Consider the following 18,989-nt stretch of genomic DNA (forward strand, 5'->3'; position numbering starts at 1 on the left):
CAAACTCCTTCTGGGCAGGGACTCCCCGCCACCGCGCGGCAGGGATCAAAGGTGTCTAGCACGCCCCTTTGCACGGGACGCGCTCGAGTCTAGCCCAGCCGTCCCGCCCGGATAAAGCCCGCTCTGGTCAGCCGCCAGCGGTGAAACCGGGCTAGGATGGCCACCCGTTTCCCGCGTCCGCAAGCCCGAGGCCTCCTGCATGCCACTGCTCCCCTCCTCCATCCTCATTCTGGCCGGCGGTCGCGGTCAGCGCATGGGTGGGCGCGACAAGGGCCTGGTGGAATGGCAGGGCCAGCCGCTGGTGGCCCAGGTGCAGGCTGCGGTGCGGGCACTGACCGATGATCTGGTCATCTCCTGCAACCGCAATGCGCCGCGTTATGCCCTCTGGGCCGACCAGCTGGTGGCCGATGAGCAACCGGACTTTCCCGGTCCCCTGGCCGGCATCCTCGCCGGACTCGCCGTGGCGCGGCATGACTGGGTGCTGCTGCTGCCCTGCGATGCACCGCGAATAGATGCCGCCCTCGCCCTGCAGCTGCTCGCTGCGGCCCAGGCGAGCGCGGGCCCGGTGATGGCGCGTCAGGGTGGCTACTGGCAACCGCTGTTCAGCGCCCTGCCCCGGCGCCTGTTGCCCGCCTTGCGCCAGGCTTGGGCGGACGGCGAACGCAGTCCGCGAGGCGCCCTGCTGCCACTGGGCCTGACTGCCGTGGACTTCGCCGAAGACGATGTCCGTCTGGCCAACTTCAACGATCCCGCGGCCCTGGAAAACGGGGTTTGAACCTGGCGAACCATTAGGCCAGAGGGCGTGACCCAGCGGTTCCGGGACGAACTCGGCCCCGCACCCGCGGTCCTAAGCCCGCTTGGTTGCCAAGAAAGGAGACCGTCACATGAACAAGCACCTGCTCCCCGCCGCCCTGCTGGTCGTCGCCAGCGCCCTGCTCGCCGGCTGCTCCACCCCCAGCGTCATCACCCTGAACGATGGCCGCGAGATCCAGGCCACCGACACGCCGAAGTATGATGACGACTCGGGTTTCTATACGTTCAAGCAGCTCGACGGCAAGCCGACCCGCATCAACAAGGACCAGGTTCGCACGATCAAGGAGCTCTGATTCCTGCCCGGCGCGATTTTTTTACCTAACCCCTTGTGCTTGCATGAGTTTTAGGTAGAATGCGCGCCATCCATTACGGAGCGTAGCGCAGCTTGGTAGCGCGTCTCGTTCGGGACGAGAAGGTCGCTGGTTCGAATCCAGTCGCTCCGACCAATCTGATCCGCAAGGATCACCCCAAAGCCCGCCCAGTGCGGGCCTTGTTGTTTCTGACGTTTAGCTATTTGCTCTGGCGATGCTCGCCTCTTTTCTCTCCTGCATGACTGCTCCGGCAGGCACTCGTCTTGTTCTCCGGCATGCCAAACCGAGAAGCGGACGTCTCGGCGGTGGATTGTCCGCGCCCCAAGGGGGCGACGAGATCGCCTTGTCCGCCCCTGCCTGCACAGCGACAGACCGCCTATGGGCGGCCTGGCTTTTCCACGGCTTCAAGAGTCCCCTTGCTGTCAGAGGCGCAGCACGAAGCAGCCGGAGCGCGCTGGCCAGGCTCAACGATGACCGCTGGCGTCTTACCGCCGCAGCAGGAAGGCACCGGCGGCGCTTGCATCGGAGCGGCTTGCAGCTCCTGCACTGGCACTCCCTGTCCTTCCGAAGCAATACGCCACGCGCGGTAGGCTTCACGACTGACCTGCCAGGCCGAGTGCAGGAACAGCGCGGCGATGGCCAGACCGACCAGGACGTCTGGCCAGAGGCTGCCAGTGACAGCCACCAGGATGGCAGCCAGCACCACGCTGGTATTGGCGACCAGATCGTTCCGTGAACAGATCCAAGTGGACCTCATGTTCAGATCGTCCGCGCGATGGCTGTACAGCAGATAGAAGCAGTAGGTATTGGCGAGCAGTGCGACGAGTCCGACCGTGCCCATCCAGTCGGCCTGGGGCAACTCCTGCAGGATCACCTTGCGCACGGCGTCCGTGATCACCAGCACGCCGAACAGCAGCATGAAGCCGCCTTTCACCAGGGCAGCACCAGCGCGGGCTCTATCACTTCGATGCAGCACGAACAGCGTCAGCGCATAGACCGAGGCATCGCCGAACATGTCCAGGGAATCCCCGAGCAGCGCCGTCGAGCCGGCCAGCCAACCGGCCGCGAACTCCACCAAAAACATCACCGCATTGATCGCCAGCACACTGTAGAGCACGCGACTCTGGCGACCTCGCAGCTGAGCCAGCTCGCTGGCCTTGTCTTCGCAGCAACTGTCCACGGCACTCTCTCGGCAACACTCAGGATTTGCCCTAGGCTGAAGGTTATAGTCGCTATAAGGTCAAGGCCATGAACGCTCCTACGTACACCATCGGTCAGCTGGCCAAGGCCACGGATACCAAGACCGTCACCATCCGCTACTACGAAAAGGAAGGCTTGCTGCCGTCCTCGACGCGCTCTGCGTCCGGCTACCGGCTGTACGGCCCGACCGAACGGGATCGGCTGCTCTTCGTCAGACGTGCCCGCATGCTGGGCTTCAGCCTGGATGAAGTCCGGGAGCTACTCGGCCTGGCGGATCGGCAGCAGGCGCCTTGCGCTGCCGTGGATAGCCTCGTGGCAGAACACCTGCGGCAGGTGCGGCAGCGGCTTGCCGATCTGCAAGCCCTGGAGAGCGAATTGCAGCGGCTGTTGGCGTGCTGCCACGGCGGGACCATAGCGGAATGCAGGATCATCGAGTCGTTGGCTGGTACGCCGATGCCTGGAGGTGGGCGGGACCTTGGCTAGAAGGCGCATCCACCTGCGAGCTTGCACCCCAAGGCCCGCCAAGTGCGAGCTTTGTCGTTTCCGGCGTCTGGCTTTGGCGCCCGCTCAGAAGCGCCTCTCCCCCTCTCTACCGCCGACTTAGCGCCAGCTTGGCGGCGAACAGCAGGAAGACTACCCCCGTTATCCGATCCAGCCAGCGGACCACCGCGGCCTTGCGCAGGGCCTCGCCCAGGGTGCGAGTGGCACCGATCAGTGTCAGGGACCAGAGCAGGCCCAGCGCCACATGGATGGCGACCAGGCCGAAGGTCCAGGCGATCAGGGGTTGGCCCTGGGGAATGAACTGGGGCAGGAAGGACACGTAGAAGATGCCGACCTTGGGATTGAGGATATTGCCAAGCATCCCCTTGAGAAACCAATTCGAGTCTGTGCCGCCCTCGCCTGCCGTTGGCGTGAGGGTCGTACGAGGTCGCAGCAGCAGGTTGAGGCCGAGCCAGCAGAGGTAGGCGGCGCCACAATACTTCAGCAGCGTATAGGCCAGTTCCGAGACCGCCAGCAGCGCGCCCAGGCCGAAGGCCACGGCGGCGCCCCAGAGCAGGCAGCCCGCGTTGATCCCCAGGGCCGCACGCCAGGCCTGGGCGCGTCCTTCGACGGCGGCGGTGCGCAGGATCAGCGCGGTATCGAGGCCTGGTGTGACGGTAAGCAGGGACGCGGCCAGGGTGAAGGCCAGCAGGTTATCGGCGAGGGCCATGACAGGGCTCGTTTCGGCTGGGGGCTTGGAAACGGTAGCACGGGACAGGCCGGCGATCAGCCTGCTCTCGAACCGCCATGGCCGCCCGCAGGCGGCCATGGCGAGGCTCAGCCGGCGGCGCGGAAGGCCGGTTCCTGCTCGGCGATGTAGCGCGCGGCGGCGCGGCGGGCTTCCAGTCCGAAGGCCTGGGGATTGCGATCGACGATGCGCTCCAGGGTCCCGCGGGGAATACCGTCGGCTTCGAAGTCGGTGCGGCACTGCAGGGCGCCGGCGTGGCAGACGTTGCGCTCGACCGCCTCGATCAGGCCACCGGCACGCAGGGTCTTGACGATGTTATGGGGCAGGCGCCGACTGCGGCGCAGGGCGGCCGTGGCCGTGGCCAGGACGTCGAGGATCTCGTTTTCCACCGGGGTGAAGGGGCCGTTGCCGAGCTTGCCCTTCTGCATCAGGTAGCGGCGCGAAAGCAGCCTGCCCTGGCGTTCGAGGGCTTCGCGCGCGGCCAGGTCGAGGCGACCGCGGCTTTCCAGGCTGCGCTCCAGCGCAATGAGAAATTCCCAATCGGTGATCTGAGAAATCTGGGTGATGACTGCGTCCATGAAGCGCTCCTTGCCAGTCGGGAATAGATGGCACATTGATAGCGTTCAGCGCTTTTGGTTCCCTGTAAAACAGGCATGCCGACGGACGTCATATCATTTGGCCAGTCGAAACGGGGCACTGCCGACGAGCGCGTCTATTCGGGGGACGAAAGGAGGCATGACCAGATCAGGGCGGCAGGCCGGCTCGGACAGGTTGCGCCACCCATGAAGCAGGCCCCTAGCGACGCGGCAGCAGGCTCTCGACCAGTTGGCTGAGGTCGGCCACGCTCCAGGGCTTGGGCAGGAAGGCCGCCCGGCGCGGCAGGATGGCAAGATCCTGGTCGATGTAGCCGGAGATGATGATGAAGGGGATCGTCGGCCAGCTCACAGCGGCAAGCTGGGCGAAGGCCAGGCCATCCAGCATGCCCGGCACGTTGACATCGGCGATGACCATCTTGGTATCGCTGCCGCGGGTGTCCATGTGCGCCAAGGCCTCGTCACTGGAAGCGACCGCCACGACATCCAAGCCCTGTTCGGTGAGAATTTCGGTCAGCAGCTCGCGCTGGCCCGCATCATCTTCCAGAACAAGAATTTGTCTTTGTATTTCAAGGCTTCTCGGCTTCATGGCAGGTCAGACAGCGAAGGCTGAAGAGGTTCTCCCGAAACCTACCTAACGGTCACCTGAGGCAGGTGAGCGGTACACTGGCAAATGGCCGCCAAAGCCGCGCCACGCTTGGCTTTCAGCTCCGAAAAGGGCGATGCCAGACCGCCTCGTGAGGGGTGCCGATGAAGTTTTCTCGCCGCTTGGCTGTCTGAGGGCCAAGACGCCCAATTTTGCCTGCCAAGGATTCCGCCTCCGTGAGCCAGAAGCACCCACCCCGCAAGGCGCGGGTCGACAATTCCGCGACGAGCGATGTTTCGCACGAGGGCAAGAACATCTTCTTCGCCGCCGTGGAAACCACGCGGATGCCGATGCTGATCACCGACCCCAATCAGCCGGACAACCCGATCCTGTTCGCCAACAATGCCTTTACCGACATGACCGGTTACGGGGTGGACGAACTGCTGGGACGCAATTGCCGTTTCCTGCAGGGGCCGGAGACCGATCGCTCGGTGGTCGCCCAGATCCGCGAGGCGGTGGAGCAGGAACGCGAGATCTCGGTGGAGATCATCAACTATCGCAAGGACGGCTCGACCTTCTGGAACGCGTTGTTCGTCTCGCCGGTGTACAACGATGCGGGCGAGCTGACCTATTACTTCGCGTCCCAGCTGGATGTCAGCCGGCGGCGCGACGCCGAGGATGCCCTGCGCCAGGCGCAGAAGATGGAGGCGCTCGGCCAGCTCACCGGTGGTATCGCCCACGACTTCAACAACCTGCTGCAGGTGATGATGGGCTATATCGACATCATCCAGCGCACCGCGGAAAAGCCCAGCTTCGACCAGGAGCGCATCGTCCGCAGCGCCACCCATGCCAAGTCGGCGGCGGAACGCGCCAGTACCCTCACCCAGCAGCTGCTGGCCTTTTCGCGCAAGCAGAAGCTCGAAGGCCGGGTGCTCAATCTGAACAACCTGATCCGCACCTCCCACGAGTTGGCGGAGCGGACCCTGGGCGACGTGGAAATCCGCACCCGGCTGGAACCCGAACTGTGGAATTGCCGCATCGATCCGACCCAGGCCGAAGTGGCGCTGCTCAATATCCTGATCAATGCCCGGGATGCCCTGGCTGATCGCCCGCAACCCAGCGTGGGCATCGAGACGCGCAACGTCGAGGTGCGCGAACTGGCGAACATGTCCTACGACGGCCTGATGCCCGGTCGCTATGTCAGCCTGGCGATCACCGACAACGGTCATGGCATGCCCGCCAGCATCCGCGATCGGGTGATGGACCCCTTCTTCACCACCAAGGAAGAAGGCAAGGGCTCGGGGCTGGGTCTGTCGATGGTCTATGGCTTCGCCAAGCAATCCGGCGGTACGGTACGCATTTATTCGGAAGAAGACGTCGGTACCACGCTGCGCCTGTATTTCCCGGTGGATGACAGCCTCGTCACCCATCAGCAGGCGGAGCAGCGTTCGGACCGCCGCAGTGGTACGGAGCGCATCCTGGTGGTGGAAGACCGCCCGGATGTCGCCGAACTGGCCAAGCTGGTAATGGAAGACTATGGCTACACCGCGCAGATCACCTTCAATGCCAGCGAGGCGCTCAGGGTGCTGCGCGAAAGCGAGCAGCCGTTCGACCTCCTGTTCACCGACCTGATCATGCCGGGCGGCATGAATGGCGTGATGCTGGCGCGGGAGGTGAAACGCCTGCACCCGGGGATGAAGATCCTGCTCACCACCGGCTACGCCGAAAACTCGCTGGAGCGCACCGATATCGGCGGCTCGGAGTTCGAGGTGATCTCCAAGCCCTATATCCCCAACGATCTGGCGCGCAAGATTCGCCGGGTGCTGGATGGGCCGAACGGGATCGCCTGATCGCAACGGCTTGGCGAGGCTGCACTGTGTCGGAGTGGCCGGCGGCGGGCCAGGGTATTAGACTTACTATAATTCAGTGCGGCTCTGGTCTCCGCCGTCGACTCCCGGCGTGACATCATCACTGCCCGCACCTTGCCGCCGGATTCTCGGGCCTGCCCGGAGCTCAGGCTGGGCCGCGGCCATGCTGTCCCCTTCGCTTCCGCCACCTTGAGGTCCGGTCACCCATGAATTCCCCTAGCCCGTCAATTATCGCGACAGGCAATACCGGTCTGGACCAGGTGTTGCGCGGCGGCTTACCCCGCGATCGACTCTATCTGCTGGAGGGTACACCGGGGTCGGGCAAGACCACCCTGGGCCTGCAGTTTCTCTTTGAAGGGGTACGCCGGGGCGAGTCGGTGCTCTACATCACGCTATCGGAAACCAGCGAAGAGTTGCAGAGCGTGGCCGAGTCCCATGGCTGGAGCCTGGAGGGCGTGGAGCTGTTCGAGCTATCCGCCGCCGATGCGGTGCTGGGCGGTGCTCAGGAGCAGACCATCCTGCACCCCTGGGAATCCGAACTGGGCGATACCATCGAGCTGATTCAGGCGCGGGTGGATGAACTCAAGCCGAGTCGGCTAGTGTTCGACAGCCTGTCGGAGATGCGTCTGCTGGCCCAGGATCCCCTGCGCTATCGGCGCCAGGTGCTGGCGCTCAAACAGTTCTTCGCCGGGCGCGGCATCACCGTGCTGCTGGTGGACGACCTGACCACCAGTCCAGGCGGGCGGGACAACCACCTGCACAGCCTCTGCCACGGGGTGCTGACCCTGGAGCGCCTGACCCTGGACTTCGGCGCTGCCCGCCGCCGCCTGCAGATCCAGAAGCTGCGTGGCCGAGATTTCGTCGCCGGCTATCACGACTTCACCATCCGCCGGGGCGGGCTGGAGATCTATCCGCGGATCATCGCTGCGGGGCACTACGAAGAATTCCTTGGCGCCGTCGTCCCCAGCAACATCCAGGACCTGGACGCGCTGCTGCACGGCGGGCCCTTGCGCGGTACCAGCACCCTGATCACCGGTCCGGCGGGGGCCGGCAAGACGACGCTCGCCCTGCAGTTCGTGATGGCGGCCTGCGCGCGCGGGGAAAGATGCGCCGTATACGAATTCGACGAACGTATCGGCACCCTGCTCAAGCGTGCGGAAAGCATGGGGATGCCGCTGCTGCGCTATATCGACGAAGGTCTGCTGGTGGTTCACCAGATTCATCCCGCCGAGTTGTCGCCCGGCGAATTCGCCTGGCGCGTGCGGCAGGACGTCGAGGAAAACAACTGCCGGATGCTGGTGCTGGACAGCCTCAATGGCTACCTGGCGGCCATGCCGCAGGAGCAGCAGCTGATTCTGCAGTTGCACGAATTGCTCTCCTACCTGAGCCAGTCCGGGGTGGTGACCTTCCTTATCAATCCCCAGCATGGCCTGGTCGGCTCCATGACCTCCAATCTGGATATTTCCTACATTGCCGATACGGTGGTGCTGGTGCGCTTCTTCGAAGCGCACGGCCGTCTGCGCAAGGCCATTTCCATCCTCAAGCACCGCGGCGGCGGGCATGAGGATGCGATACGGGAATTGCGCATCGATACCCAGGGCATCCGGGTGGGTCAGCCGCTGGTGGACTTCCGTGGCGTGCTGACCGGCACCCCGGAGTATTTCGGTGCCAGGCAGCCCCTGATGGAAGAGCGCGATTGACCGAGTCCAAGACGCCCGCCTGCGAACTGATCATCTGTGCCCCGCTTCGCGGTGACGCGGCCAACCTGCAGCGGCTTTTTACCCAGGGCTATCTCACCCGCTACGTCACCAGCCTCGACGAGGTCGCGGCGGCCCTGGGCGACGACACCGGCATCATCGTCTTTACCGAGGAAGCCCTGCGCCAGGACCTGAGCGCCCTGGCAGAGGCTCTGGAGCGGCAGCCCACCTGGTCGGATATCCCGCTGGTATTGCTGGCTTCCGATGCCAAGCGCTCGGGGCGTGGCAACGATCTCCTGCGCCGACAGCTGCCGGCGGCGACCACCAACCTGGTCATCCTCGAACGGCCGCTGAGTGGCGCCTCGCTGCTGAGCAGCGTCGCGGCGGCCTGGCGGTCGCGCCTGCGTCAGTTCGAGATGCGCGACCGCCTCGCCGAACTCGCCCAGGAACGCGAGCGCCTGCAGACGCTGCTGGAGAATCTGCCGGTCGGGGTGTGCTTCATGGATGCCGAGGGTCGGACCCTGGTCAGCAATCCCTTCTATGAGCAGTACGTGCCGGGTCAGCACATTCCTTCCCGGCAGCCTGGGGAGGTGTCGCGCTGGACCGCGCTCGACGACAGTGGCCGACTGTTGCCACCCGAGCGCTTTCCGGGTGCTCGGGCGCTGGCTGGCGAGCGGGTCAAGGGCCAGGATTTCTATCACACCAGTGCAACCGGCGAGGAATCCTGGCTGCGGGTGAGCGCAGTGCCGCTGCACGACGCCGGCCGGCAGATCATCGGGGCGACCACGGTGATCGCCGATGTCAGCGACGAGAAGCGCGCCGAACTGGCGCTGCGTCGCTTCAATGAAGAACTGGAACTCCAGGTCGCGGAGCGCACCCGCACCCTGGCGCTTACCCTCAGCGAATTGCAGCGGGAAACCGCCGAGCGCAATCGCGCCGAAGAGCAGTTGCGCCAGTCGCTGAAGATGGAAGCGGTCGGCCAGCTCACCGGCGGCATCGCCCATGACTTCAACAACATGCTCACCGGGGTGCTGGGCGCCCTGGATCTGATGAAAATCAAGAACAAGGGACAGCTCGCCGGCCTGGAGCGGTACATGGAGGCCGCGCAGCACTCGGCGCACCGGGCGGCCGCCCTTACCCAGCGGTTGCTGGCCTTTTCCCGCCGGCAGTCGCTGGAGTCCCGGCCGATGTCCGCCAACGAGCTGATCCTGGCGCTGCAGGAGTTGTTGCAGCGCACCGTGAGCGAACAGATCTCGGTGGAGCTGGCGCTGGGCGAGGACCTGCCCTGGATCCTGGCCGATGCCAACCAGCTGGAGAATGCGCTGCTCAACCTGGTGATCAACGCCCGCGATGCCATGCCGGATGGCGGTGTCGTGACCCTGGCGACTTCGCTGCTGACGGTCACCGAGCCGGGGACGGACGACGAGGCCCTGGCCCCGGGCGACTATGTCTGCATCGAGGTGCGGGACAGCGGTACCGGTATCCCGGAGCGGCTGCTGGACAAGGTGCTCGAACCCTTCTTCACCACCAAGCCGCAGGGCCAGGGCACCGGCCTGGGGCTGTCGATGGTCTATGGCTTCGCCCGACAGAGCAATGGCCGTCTTACCCTCGCCAGCGACGCCAGCGGGACGCAGGTCTGCGTCTTCCTGCCGACGGCCGAGCAGCGCCGAGAGTCGCAGCGGGCCGAACCGACGGAGTTCGCCCAGGGCGCCGGACAGACCATCCTCCTCGTGGAGGACGACGTCGCGGTCCGGCTGGTCAATCAGGAAGCCCTGGAAGCCCTGGGTTATCAGGTGTGGAGCGCAGCCGAAGGCAAGGCCGCGTTGCGCCTGCTGGACCAGATTCCCCAGCTGGACCTGCTGGTGACCGATGTCGGCCTGCCAGGCCTCAACGGTCGCCAGCTGGCGGAGGTCATCCAGCAACTCAGGCCGCGGCTGCCGGTGCTGTTCCTTACCGGCTACGCCGAAGGTGCGCTCAGTAGGAACACCTTCCTGGGTGGTAACATGGAGTTGATGACCAAGCCCTTCACCCTGGACCAGCTGGCCGCGCAGGTCGCCGCCATGCTGGCCGGATCCGCCAATCGGGCAGTGGTGCCCTCCTGAGGTCGGCGCCGCCCCGCGACCAGACCAAGGCACCCATGACCACCCAGATCCGCCCCGCCCGCCGCGAAGACGCCACCCGCATCCATGAACTGATCGTCGAACTGGCCGACTATGAAAAGGCCGTTCACGAGGTACTGGCCAGCCCGTCCCAGATCGAGGCCACGCTGTTCGCCGCCGATACTCCGACCTGGGCATTGGTCGCCGAGCACGACGGCGCGGTGGTGGGCTATGCCGTGTATTTCTACAGCTATTCCACCTGGCTGGGCCGCAACGGCATCTACCTGGAAGACCTCTATGTGAGCCCCAGCGCCCGCGGCACCGGCCTGGGCAAGGGGCTGCTGCGCGAACTGGCTCGGGAGGCGGTGGCCAACGACTGCGGCCGCCTGGAATGGAGCGTGTTGGACTGGAACACCCCGGCCATCGACTTCTACGAAAGCCTGGGCGCCAAGGCGCAGGGCGAATGGGTCCGCTATCGCCTGGACGGTGCGGCGCTACGGGATTTCGCGGAAAGCGGGCGGTAGGTTTTCGTAGGTTGGGTCGAGCGCCAGCGAAGGCCGACGCGATGGAACGCGACATGGGTAATGGCAGTTGCGGTCAGGACGGTCCGCTGCTGCCAGGAGCCCCTAATCGCGGCCATGGGCCGCTCCTACAGATCTTGATTCTCCTGTAGGAGCGGCCCATGGCCGCGATCAGCGCCGTAGCGTGGAAAACGGCGCAGCCTTTTCCACCGGGGACTTCGGCGTGGGGCGCGCCCTCACCCCAACCCTCTCCCAGAGGGAGAGGGCTGTCCGCGCAAGCACCAGCGTCGTAGCGTGGAAAACGGCGCAGCCTTTTCCACTGGGACTTCGGCATGGGGCGCGCCCTCACCCCAGCCCTCTCCCAGAGGGAGAGGGGGTTGTCCGAGTGAGGATCAGGTCTTTGCCAGTCCTGAAGAATCGCCAGCGACTGGCATGAGCCTGTCCGCATCGGCGGACCGCCCTGACCGTCACCCGTTACCGATCCGCCAACTCCACCTGCGCCGGGCGGCGCTGCATCAGCACCCTGCCGTTACGGATGGAATACAGCGGCAGGCCCTGGCTGCGGACCATCTCGTAGTCGCTGTCGGCGGAGAGCACCAGCAGGTTGGCTGGCCGCCCCTCCTCCAGGCCGTAGCGATCGCCCAGGCATAGGGCCTTGGCGCTATTGACCGTGACCAGGTCCAGTGCCGATTGCAGGTTGCGATAGCCGAGCATGTGGCAGATGTGCAGCCCTGCTTCCAGCACGCGCAGGATGTTGCCGTTCCCCAGTGGATACCAGGGATCGACGATGGAATCCTGGGCGAAGCAGACATTGAGGCCGGCCTCCAGCAGCTCGTTGACCCGGGTCACGCCGCGGCGCTTGGGAAAGCTGTCGAAGCGGCCCTGCAGGTGGATGCTCTCGGTCGGGCAGGAGATGAAGTTGATGCCGGCATGGGTCAGCAGGCGGAACAGCTTGGCGCAGTAGGCGTTGTCGTAGGAGCCCATGGCGGTGGTGTGGCTGGCGGTGACCCGCGAACCCATGCCGCGGCTGCGCGCCTCTTCGGCCAGCACCTCCAGGAAGCGCGAGTGGGGATCGTCGGTTTCGTCGCAATGGACGTCCACCAGGCAGCCGGTGCGCTCGGCCAGGTCCATGAGGAATTTCACCGAGCTCACCCCCTGGTCGCGGGTGTACTCGAAGTGCGGGATGCCGCCGACCACATCGGCGCCCAGGCGGATCGACTCCTCCATCAGCTCGCGCCCATTCTTGAAGGACTCGATGCCCTCCTGGGGAAAGGCGACGATCTGCAGATCGATCAGGTGCCGGGTTTCCTCGCGCACCTCCAGCATGGCCTTGAGCGCGGCCAGCGACGGATCGGTGACATCGACATGGGTGCGCACGTGCTGGATGCCGTGGGCGGCCAGGGCGCGGATGGTGCGCGTGGCGCGGGTCTTGGTGTCTTCCTGGGTGATGGTGGCCTTGCGCTCGCCCCAGCATTCGATGCCTTCGAACAGGGTGCCGCTCATGTTCCAGCGCGGCTCGCCGGCGGTCAGGGTGGCATCGAGGTGGATGTGCGGCTCGACGAAGGGCGGCACCACCAGGTTGCCGGCGGCGTCGAGGTCGTCCGGCCCTACCGCGGGCGGCATCAGTTGCTCGGCGATGGCGGCGATGCGTCCGCCTTCCAGGCGGATGTCATGGAGGCCTTCGCGGTCACGCAGGCGGGCGTTGAGGATGCGCATGGTCGATCTCCTAGAGCGAAGCGGGGGCGGCGGTACGACGACCGCGACTCAGGCCATTGAACACGCCATAGCCGAGCGCCGCCACCCCGATGCCCACCAGGGGCGCGACCCAGGGTGAATTGAAGGCCGCCAGGGTGCCCAGCCCATAGGCGGCCAGACCCGGCCAGTTGTAGTGCGGCAGGCGGGCCTCGGCGAGCAGCGGATAGCGGCCGCGGTGGCGCAGCCAGAAGTCGGCGACGATCACCCCGCCGATGGGCGGGATCACCGTGCCGAGCAGCACCAGATAGGGCACCAGCAGGTCGTACATGCCCAGCAGCGCCAGGGCGGTCCCGATCAGGGCGCCGGCCAGGGTCACCGTCTTGCGGCGGCTGGTGCGCACCAGGTTGCAGCCGGCCACGGCGAAGTTGTAGATGGTGTTGTCCTGGGTGCTCCAGATGTTGAGCAGCAACATGGCCAGGGCGGCGGTGGCGAAGCCCTGCAACATCAGCACCTCCACTACGTCCGGTTGCTGGTAGACGATGGCGCCATAGGCGCCGATCAGCACCATCAGGCCGTTGCCGAGGAAGAAGCCGATCAGGCTGGCAAGTACCGCCACCCGGGTGGAGCGGGCGAAGCGCGTCCAGTTGGTGGCCTGGGTGGCACCACTGACAAAGGTGCCGAACACCAGGGTGATGGCGGTGGACAGGTCCAGGCTGCTGCTGGGCTGGATCGCCAGCAGGCCGGCCAGGCCGCCGGCCTTGGTGGTGGTCACGCTCATGGACAGGATCAGCAGCAGCGCCATGGCCGGCACGGCGATCCAGGAGAGGATCTCCAGGCCCCGGTAGCCGATGTAGGCGGTGGCGCAGAAGCCCAGGCCGAACACCGCCATCAGCGCCAGCACCGCGCCCTGCTCCAGGCCGAAGTACTTGCCCAGCACCACCGCAGCGGTGGCCGTACCCCAGGCGTACCAGCCGATCTGGGTGAAGCCGAGGATGAGGTCGCACAGCTTGCTGCCGCGTTCGCCAAAGGCGAAGCGCCCCATCAGCACCGAGTTGAGGCCGCTGCGACAGGCGATATGGCCGAGGGCGGCGGCATAGAGACCCAGCAGCAGATTGCCGAGGGCGATGACCAGCAGCAGGTCGGCGAAACCGAAGGCCACCCCCAGCTTGCCACCGGCGAACATGGTGGCGGTGAAGAAGGTGAAGCCCAGCAGCACCATGGCCAGGGAGGCCAGACCCTTGCGGGCGTAGGGCGGCACTTCGCTCAGGGGATAGTCGTTGCCGGCGTTGCTCATAAGGGACTCCTCGGGATGGACGTGCCTGTCCTGTAGCAGTGCCCATGCCAGCCCCGGCCAAGGGGCGTGACAGAGCCCAGGGGCCGCAACGAATCCATTACCAGGGCCCGCCTTTGGTGCAAGGCGGCGCTCCGTGCCTTGGCCGGGGGCAGTCAAGTGTGAGACGGTTGCCGCGGCCGTCTCACAAGGAAAAGATCATGACCACGCCTCGCCTCGCCGTCCTGGGTTCCGGTCTCATGGGCATCGGCATCGCCGTGCATCTGGCGCGCCACGGCCATGCCGTGCGGCTGCAGGACGTCGACCCCGTCCGCCTCGCCGAGGTGGCAGCCACCGCGCGCACCCTGCTCGCCGAGCTGGAAGAAGCCGACATCGCGGTGGACACCGAGGCGGTGATCGCCCGCCTGACCACCACCACCGACCTGGCCGATCTCGCCGATTGCGACCTGCTGTTCGAAGCCGTGCCCGAGCGCCTGAAGCTCAAGCACCGGCTCTATGCCCAGCTCGAAGCCGTGCTGCGCCCCGATGCCCTGATCGCCAGCAATACCAGCGGCCTGCCACCGGACGAGCTGGCCGCGCACCTGCACCATCCCGAGCGCCTGCTGATCGCCCACTTCTGGAATCCGCCGCACTTCATCCCGCTGGTCGAGCTGGTGCCCGGCACGGCCACCCTGCCCGCCCATCTGGAATCCGTGCGCCAGCTGCTGGAGGCCGCCGACCTGGAGGTCGTGGTCTTGCAGCACGCCATTCCCGGCTTCGTCGGCAACCGCCTGCAATTCGCCCTGCTGCGCGAGGCCCTGCACATCGTGCAGAGCGGCGCGGCGGATGCCGAGACGGTGGACCGGGTGATGCGCGCCTCGCTGGGCCGGCGCTATGCCATGGTCGGTCCGCTGGAAGCGGCGGACATGGGCGGCCTGGACACCTTTCGCGACATCGCCAGCCACCTCTGGCCAACCCTGGCGCGGGACGAGGCGCCGCTGCAGCTGCTGGAAGACCAAGTGGCGGCCGGCCGTACCGGCCTGCGCAGTGGTGCGGGCTTTCACGAGTGGGACGCGGCGCGGCGCGAGCGTATCGTCCAGCGCCGGCTGCACCAGCTGCGCCATGCGCTGAAGCCATGAGTCGCCCCTCGCCCGGCCTACCGGACCTGGAGGACTACGCCGAGATCCGTCAGCGGGCGATCCGCTCGCTGTTCGAGATCATCGAGCAGACCAGCAATGGCACGGTGATCGTCGACCGCGAGGCGCGCATCGTCTGGATCAACCAGAGATACGCCCAGCACTTCGGCCTGCCGGATGCCGCCGCCGCAATCGGTCAGCCGGTGGAACAGATCATTCCCCATAGCCTGCTGCGCGAGGTGGCGCGCAATGGCCAGCCGATCCTGCTGGACATGCTGGAGACCCGCAACGGACCGCTGGTGGTGATGCGTCTGCCGATCCATACCGACGAAGGCGAGTTGATTGGCGCCATCGGCTTCGCCCTGTTCGACCAGCTGCAGCAACTGGCGCCGCTGGTGACCCGCTACCTGCGCATCCAGGAAGAGCTGGCAACCACCCGGCGCTCGCTGCAGCATGCACGCACCGCCAAGTATGGCTTCGGCCACTTCGTCGGCAGCGGACCGGCCAGCCTGGAGGTCAAGCGTCGCGCCCGGCGCGCCGCCGCCAGCGAGGCCGCGGTGCTGCTGCTGGGCGAGACCGGCACCGGCAAGGAGTTGCTGGCCCACGCCATCCACGGAGCCTCGCCACGCGCCGGGCGGCCCTTTGTCAGCATCAATGCCGCGGCCATTCCGGAAAGCCTGCTGGAAGCCGAATTCTTCGGTACCGCGCCCGGCGCCTTCACCGGCGCCGAGCGACGGGCCCGCCCGGGCAAGCTGCAGATCGCCCAGGGCGGCACCCTGTTTCTCGACGAGATCGGCGACATGCCCCTGGCCTTGCAGGCCAAGCTGCTGCGGGTACTGCAGGAAAAGGAGTACGAGCCGCTGGGCTCCAACGAGGTGCTGGCCTGTGACGTGCGCATGATCGCCGCCACCTCGCGTGACCTGGAGGCGGCCGTGGCCGAGGGGCGCTTTCGCGCCGATCTCTATTACCGGCTCAATGTCCTGCCGATCCGCATTCCACCCCTGCGAGAACGCCTCGACGACCTGGGGGGGCTGGCCGAGGCCATCCTCGCTGACCTGCGCAAGCTGAACGGACAGCCAATGCCCGAATTCACCGCCGACGGCCTGGCGCTGCTGCAGCGCCAACCCTGGCCCGGCAACGTGCGCGAGTTGCGCAACGTGCTGGAGCGCGCCGTGCTGCTGGGTGACGACAGTCAGCTGGATGCCGCGGCGCTGACGGCGGCCCTGGGCATCGCCCCCGCCCCCTCGACAACCGGCGAGTCGATCCGTTACCGGACCGGCGAAACCTACGCCGAAGCCCGCCAGCGCTTTGATCGCGAGCTGCTGCAGGACGCCCTGGCCGCCTGTGGCGGCAAGGTGGACGAAGCCGCGCGCCGCCTGGGCCTGGGGCGGTCCACGCTGTACAAGAAGCTGGTGGCGCTGGGGCTGATGTCTCAAACATGAGACATGTCCAGATATAGAGACGCAGTCCGTAGAAGCGGCCCATGGCCGCGATAGATCGTTTGTCGCGGCCATGGGCCGCTCCTACAGAGTCACGGCGTAGGCTGGTTTGAAACCGCTTTATCGTCGAAGGCCAACATTGCCGCCCGTGGACTGATGTTGGGCTTCGCTTCGCTCAGCCCAACCTACGGGGTCCAGCTTTTGAGACAATCTATCGGTAGCGGGCAGAGATCAAAATAAAATCTTATACAAAACAACAACTTACAAAGCTGGCACGGTTCTGGCTCCTGCATTCGGGCGATTCCTGCATCGCCCTTATAACAACAAGAACCGCTTCGCCCCAGGCGAAGCTCTAGGAGAAGCCATGAGTGTCCTGATTGCACTCGCCGCCCTGGCGCTGCTGATGTTCGCCGCCTACCGGGGTTTCAGTGTCATCCTCTTTGCCCCCCTCGCCGCCCTCGGCGCCGTGCTGCTTACCGATCCGTCCGCCGTGGCGCCCGCCTTCACCGGGGTGTTCATGGACAAGATGGTGGGCTTTCTCAAACTCTACTTCCCGGTTTTCATGCTGGGCGCCCTGTTCGGCAAGCTGATCGAGCTGTCGGGCTTTTCCCGCGCGATCGTCGCCGCGGCCATCCGCCTGCTCGGTCGCGAACGGGCCATCCCGGTGATCGTCGCGGTCTGCGCCCTGCTCACCTATGGCGGCGTCTCGCTGTTCGTGGTGGTCTTCGCGGTCTATCCCTTCGCCGCCGAGATGTTTCGCCAGAGCGACATCCCCAAGCGGCTGATCCCGGCGACCATCGCCCTGGGCGCCTTCTCCTTCACCATGGATGCCCTGCCCGGCACGCCGCAGATCCAGAACATCATCCCCACCAGCTTCTTCCAGACCACCGCCTGGGCCGCGCCCTGGCTGGGCCTGGCCGGTTCGCTGTTCGTCATCGCCGTTGGCCTGACCTACCTCGGCAGCGCCCGGCGCAAGGCCCGCAACAGCGGCGAAGGCTATGCCAGCGTGCCGCTGCGCAACGAACCCGAGACCGCCGCCGACCTGCCGCTGCCCAACCCCTGGCTGGCCCTGGCGCCGCTGGTGCTGGTAGGCGTGCTCAACCTGCTGCTGACCCGCTGGATTCCCGACTGGTATGGCGCTACCCATAACCTGGCCTTGCCCGGCATGGCCAAGCCGGTGACCCAGGAGGTGGCCAAGCTGACCGGTATCTGGGCGGTGGAAGGCGCGCTGCTGGCGGGCATCCTGCTGGTGCTGGCGACCGGCTTCGGCGCCATCCGCGGGCGCCTGGCGGAAGGCAGCAAGACCGCCGTCTCCGGCGCCCTGCTGGCCGGGATGAACACGGCGTCGGAATACGGCTTCGGCGCGGTGATCGCCGCCCTGCCCGGCTTCGTGCTGTTCGCCCAGGGCCTCAAGGCCATCCCCGATCCGCTGATCAACGAGGCGGTGAGCGTGACCCTGCTGGCCGGCATCACCGGTTCCGCCTCGGGCGGCATGAGCATCGCCCTGGCGGCCATGAGCGACACCTTCATCGCCGCCGCCAATGGCGCGGGCATTCCCCTGGAAGTCCTGCACCGGGTGGCGGCCATGGCCAGTGGCGGCATGGACACCCTGCCGCACAACGGCGCGGTGATCACCCTGCTGGCGGTGACCGGCCTGACCCACCGCGAAGCCTATGGCGGCGTGTTCAAGATCACCCTGATCAAGACCGTGGCGGTGTTCTTCGTCATCGCCCTCTACTACCTGACCGGCCTCGTCTAAGGAGACCACCATGGACCTCACCGGCAAGACCGCCCTGGTCACCGGCTCCACCAGCGGCATCGGCCTGGGCATCGCCCAGCGCCTGGCCGCCGCTGGCGCCACCCTCATCCTCAACGGCTTCGGCGATCCCGCTGCGGCCCAGGCCAGCCTCCCCGGTCGCTCGGGTTTCCACGGGGCCGACCTGTCCAGGCCGGAGGAGATCGAAGACCTCTTCGCCTACGCCAAACGCGACTTCGGCGGCGTGGACATCCTGGTCAACAACGCCGGCATCCAGCACGTGGCGCCGGTGGAGGACTTTCCGGTGGAGCGCTGGGACGCGGTGATCGCCCTCAATCTCTCGGCCGTGTTCCACACCACCCGTCTGGCGCTGCCGGGCATGCGCGAAGGCAACTGGGGCCGCATCGTCAACATCTCCTCGGTGCATGGCCTGGTGGCCTCCACCGGCAAGGCCGCCTATGTCGCCGCCAAGCATGGCGTGGTGGGTCTGACCAAGGTCACCGCCCTGGAAACCGCCCGCACCGGCATCACCTGCAACGCACTGTGCCCAGGTTTCGTGCTCACCCCGCTGATCCAGCAGCAACTGGACAGCCGTGGCAGCGATCCGGATCAGGCACGTCGCGACCTGCTCAGCGAAAAGCAGCCGTCGCAGGATTTCGTCACCACCGACCAGCTGGGCGAGCTGGCGCTGTTCCTGTGCAGCGACGCCGCCGCCCAGGTGCGCGGCGCCGCCTGGACCATGGACGGCGGCTGGACCGCTCAATAACGACAAGAGGA

17 protein-coding genes and 1 tRNA gene are annotated in these 18,989 nt (G+C 66.2%); 12 read left to right on the plus strand and 6 right to left on the minus strand.

Annotated features, from left to right (window positions below; translation table 11 throughout):
• The first annotated feature begins 199 nt into the window (after positions 1–199).
• The 3 genes from mobA to PVZ72_RS02310 all read left to right on the plus strand — a co-directional run bounded on the left by mobA (position 200) and on the right by PVZ72_RS02310 (position 1,259).
• Complete coding sequence (mobA, locus tag PVZ72_RS02300; RefSeq protein WP_273861119.1) at positions 200–775, plus strand: molybdenum cofactor guanylyltransferase MobA; 576 nt, start codon at positions 200–202, stop codon at positions 773–775.
• Positions 776–884: 109 nt separating this feature from the next.
• On the plus strand, positions 885–1,106 hold the full coding sequence (locus PVZ72_RS02305) for a YgdI/YgdR family lipoprotein (protein WP_059314378.1): 222 nt from the start codon (positions 885–887) through the stop codon (positions 1,104–1,106).
• Between the two features lie 76 nt (positions 1,107–1,182).
• A tRNA-Pro gene (locus PVZ72_RS02310) sits at positions 1,183–1,259 on the plus strand.
• Positions 1,260–1,500: 241 nt separating this feature from the next.
• Here PVZ72_RS02310 and PVZ72_RS02315 read toward each other — a convergent pair.
• The gene (locus tag PVZ72_RS02315) at positions 1,501–2,304 is read right to left on the minus strand and encodes a cation transporter (RefSeq protein WP_273861120.1); all 804 of its coding nucleotides are present in this window, start codon (positions 2,302–2,304) and stop codon (positions 1,501–1,503) included.
• Between the two features lie 68 nt (positions 2,305–2,372).
• On the opposite strand from PVZ72_RS02315, the gene PVZ72_RS02320 reads away from it, so the two are divergent.
• A complete protein-coding gene (locus tag PVZ72_RS02320) occupies positions 2,373–2,807 on the plus strand; it encodes a MerR family transcriptional regulator (protein WP_273861121.1) in 435 nt (144 codons plus the stop codon).
• A gap of 106 nt (positions 2,808–2,913) precedes the next feature.
• Here the strand turns inward: PVZ72_RS02320 and PVZ72_RS02325 are convergent, their stop codons facing one another.
• The 3 genes from PVZ72_RS02325 to PVZ72_RS02335 all read right to left on the minus strand — a co-directional run bounded on the left by PVZ72_RS02325 (position 2,914) and on the right by PVZ72_RS02335 (position 4,734).
• On the minus strand, positions 2,914–3,534 hold the full coding sequence (locus tag PVZ72_RS02325) for a LysE family translocator (protein WP_273861122.1): 621 nt from the start codon (positions 3,532–3,534) through the stop codon (positions 2,914–2,916).
• Between the two features lie 107 nt (positions 3,535–3,641).
• Positions 3,642–4,130: a hypothetical protein gene (locus tag PVZ72_RS02330; RefSeq protein WP_133859468.1), complete on the minus strand. Its 489-nt coding sequence runs from the start codon at positions 4,128–4,130 to the stop codon at positions 3,642–3,644.
• Positions 4,131–4,347: 217 nt separating this feature from the next.
• Positions 4,348–4,734, minus strand: a complete 387-nt coding sequence (locus PVZ72_RS02335) for a response regulator (protein WP_187978937.1) — start codon at positions 4,732–4,734, stop codon at positions 4,348–4,350.
• Between the two features lie 233 nt (positions 4,735–4,967).
• On the opposite strand from PVZ72_RS02335, the gene PVZ72_RS02340 reads away from it, so the two are divergent.
• The 4 genes from PVZ72_RS02340 (at position 4,968) to PVZ72_RS02355 (ending at position 10,919) form a co-directional block, all read left to right on the plus strand.
• Entirely contained in the window at positions 4,968–6,581 is a 1,614-nt protein-coding gene (locus PVZ72_RS02340) for a histidine kinase famiy protein (protein WP_187978936.1), read from the plus strand.
• Positions 6,582–6,805: 224 nt separating this feature from the next.
• Positions 6,806–8,299 (plus strand): ATPase domain-containing protein, encoded by a 1,494-nt coding sequence (locus PVZ72_RS02345; protein WP_187978935.1) that lies wholly within the window; start codon positions 6,806–6,808, stop codon positions 8,297–8,299.
• Positions 8,296–10,398 (plus strand): ATP-binding protein, encoded by a 2,103-nt coding sequence (locus PVZ72_RS02350; RefSeq protein ID WP_273861123.1) that lies wholly within the window; start codon positions 8,296–8,298, stop codon positions 10,396–10,398. The genes PVZ72_RS02345 and PVZ72_RS02350 overlap by 4 nt, the downstream gene beginning before the upstream one ends.
• 35 nt (positions 10,399–10,433) lie before the next feature.
• Positions 10,434–10,919, plus strand: a complete 486-nt coding sequence (locus PVZ72_RS02355) for a GNAT family N-acetyltransferase (protein WP_273861124.1) — start codon at positions 10,434–10,436, stop codon at positions 10,917–10,919.
• A gap of 471 nt (positions 10,920–11,390) precedes the next feature.
• Here PVZ72_RS02355 and codA read toward each other — a convergent pair whose 3' ends face one another.
• On the minus strand, positions 11,391–12,632 hold the full coding sequence (gene codA, locus PVZ72_RS02360) for a cytosine deaminase (protein ID WP_273861125.1): 1,242 nt from the start codon (positions 12,630–12,632) through the stop codon (positions 11,391–11,393).
• A 10-nt stretch (positions 12,633–12,642) separates the two neighbouring features.
• Positions 12,643–13,905, minus strand: coding sequence for a cytosine permease (gene codB / locus PVZ72_RS02365; protein ID WP_273861126.1), 1,263 nt, complete (start codon positions 13,903–13,905; stop codon positions 12,643–12,645).
• A 197-nt stretch (positions 13,906–14,102) separates the two neighbouring features.
• Here codB and PVZ72_RS02370 point away from each other — a divergent pair, with 197 nt between their 5' ends.
• The 4 genes from PVZ72_RS02370 to PVZ72_RS02385 all read left to right on the plus strand — a co-directional run bounded on the left by PVZ72_RS02370 (position 14,103) and on the right by PVZ72_RS02385 (position 18,978).
• The gene (locus PVZ72_RS02370) at positions 14,103–15,020 is read left to right on the plus strand and encodes a 3-hydroxyacyl-CoA dehydrogenase family protein (RefSeq protein ID WP_273861127.1); all 918 of its coding nucleotides are present in this window, start codon (positions 14,103–14,105) and stop codon (positions 15,018–15,020) included.
• The gene (locus PVZ72_RS02375) at positions 15,017–16,459 is read left to right on the plus strand and encodes a sigma-54 interaction domain-containing protein (protein WP_273861128.1); all 1,443 of its coding nucleotides are present in this window, start codon (positions 15,017–15,019) and stop codon (positions 16,457–16,459) included. The genes PVZ72_RS02370 and PVZ72_RS02375 overlap by 4 nt, the downstream gene beginning before the upstream one ends.
• A 361-nt stretch (positions 16,460–16,820) precedes the next feature.
• Positions 16,821–18,215, plus strand: coding sequence for a GntP family permease (locus PVZ72_RS02380; RefSeq protein ID WP_158896688.1), 1,395 nt, complete (start codon positions 16,821–16,823; stop codon positions 18,213–18,215).
• Positions 18,216–18,225: 10 nt separating this feature from the next.
• On the plus strand, positions 18,226–18,978 hold the full coding sequence (locus PVZ72_RS02385; protein ID WP_059314355.1) for a 3-hydroxybutyrate dehydrogenase: 753 nt from the start codon (positions 18,226–18,228) through the stop codon (positions 18,976–18,978).
• Positions 18,979–18,989: the final 11 nt, after the last annotated feature.

The sequence above is a fragment of the Pseudomonas sp. LA5 genome (genome assembly GCF_028640825.1).
In the GTDB taxonomy this organism is placed as follows: Bacteria; Pseudomonadota; Gammaproteobacteria; order Pseudomonadales; family Pseudomonadaceae; genus Chryseomonas; species Chryseomonas aestiva.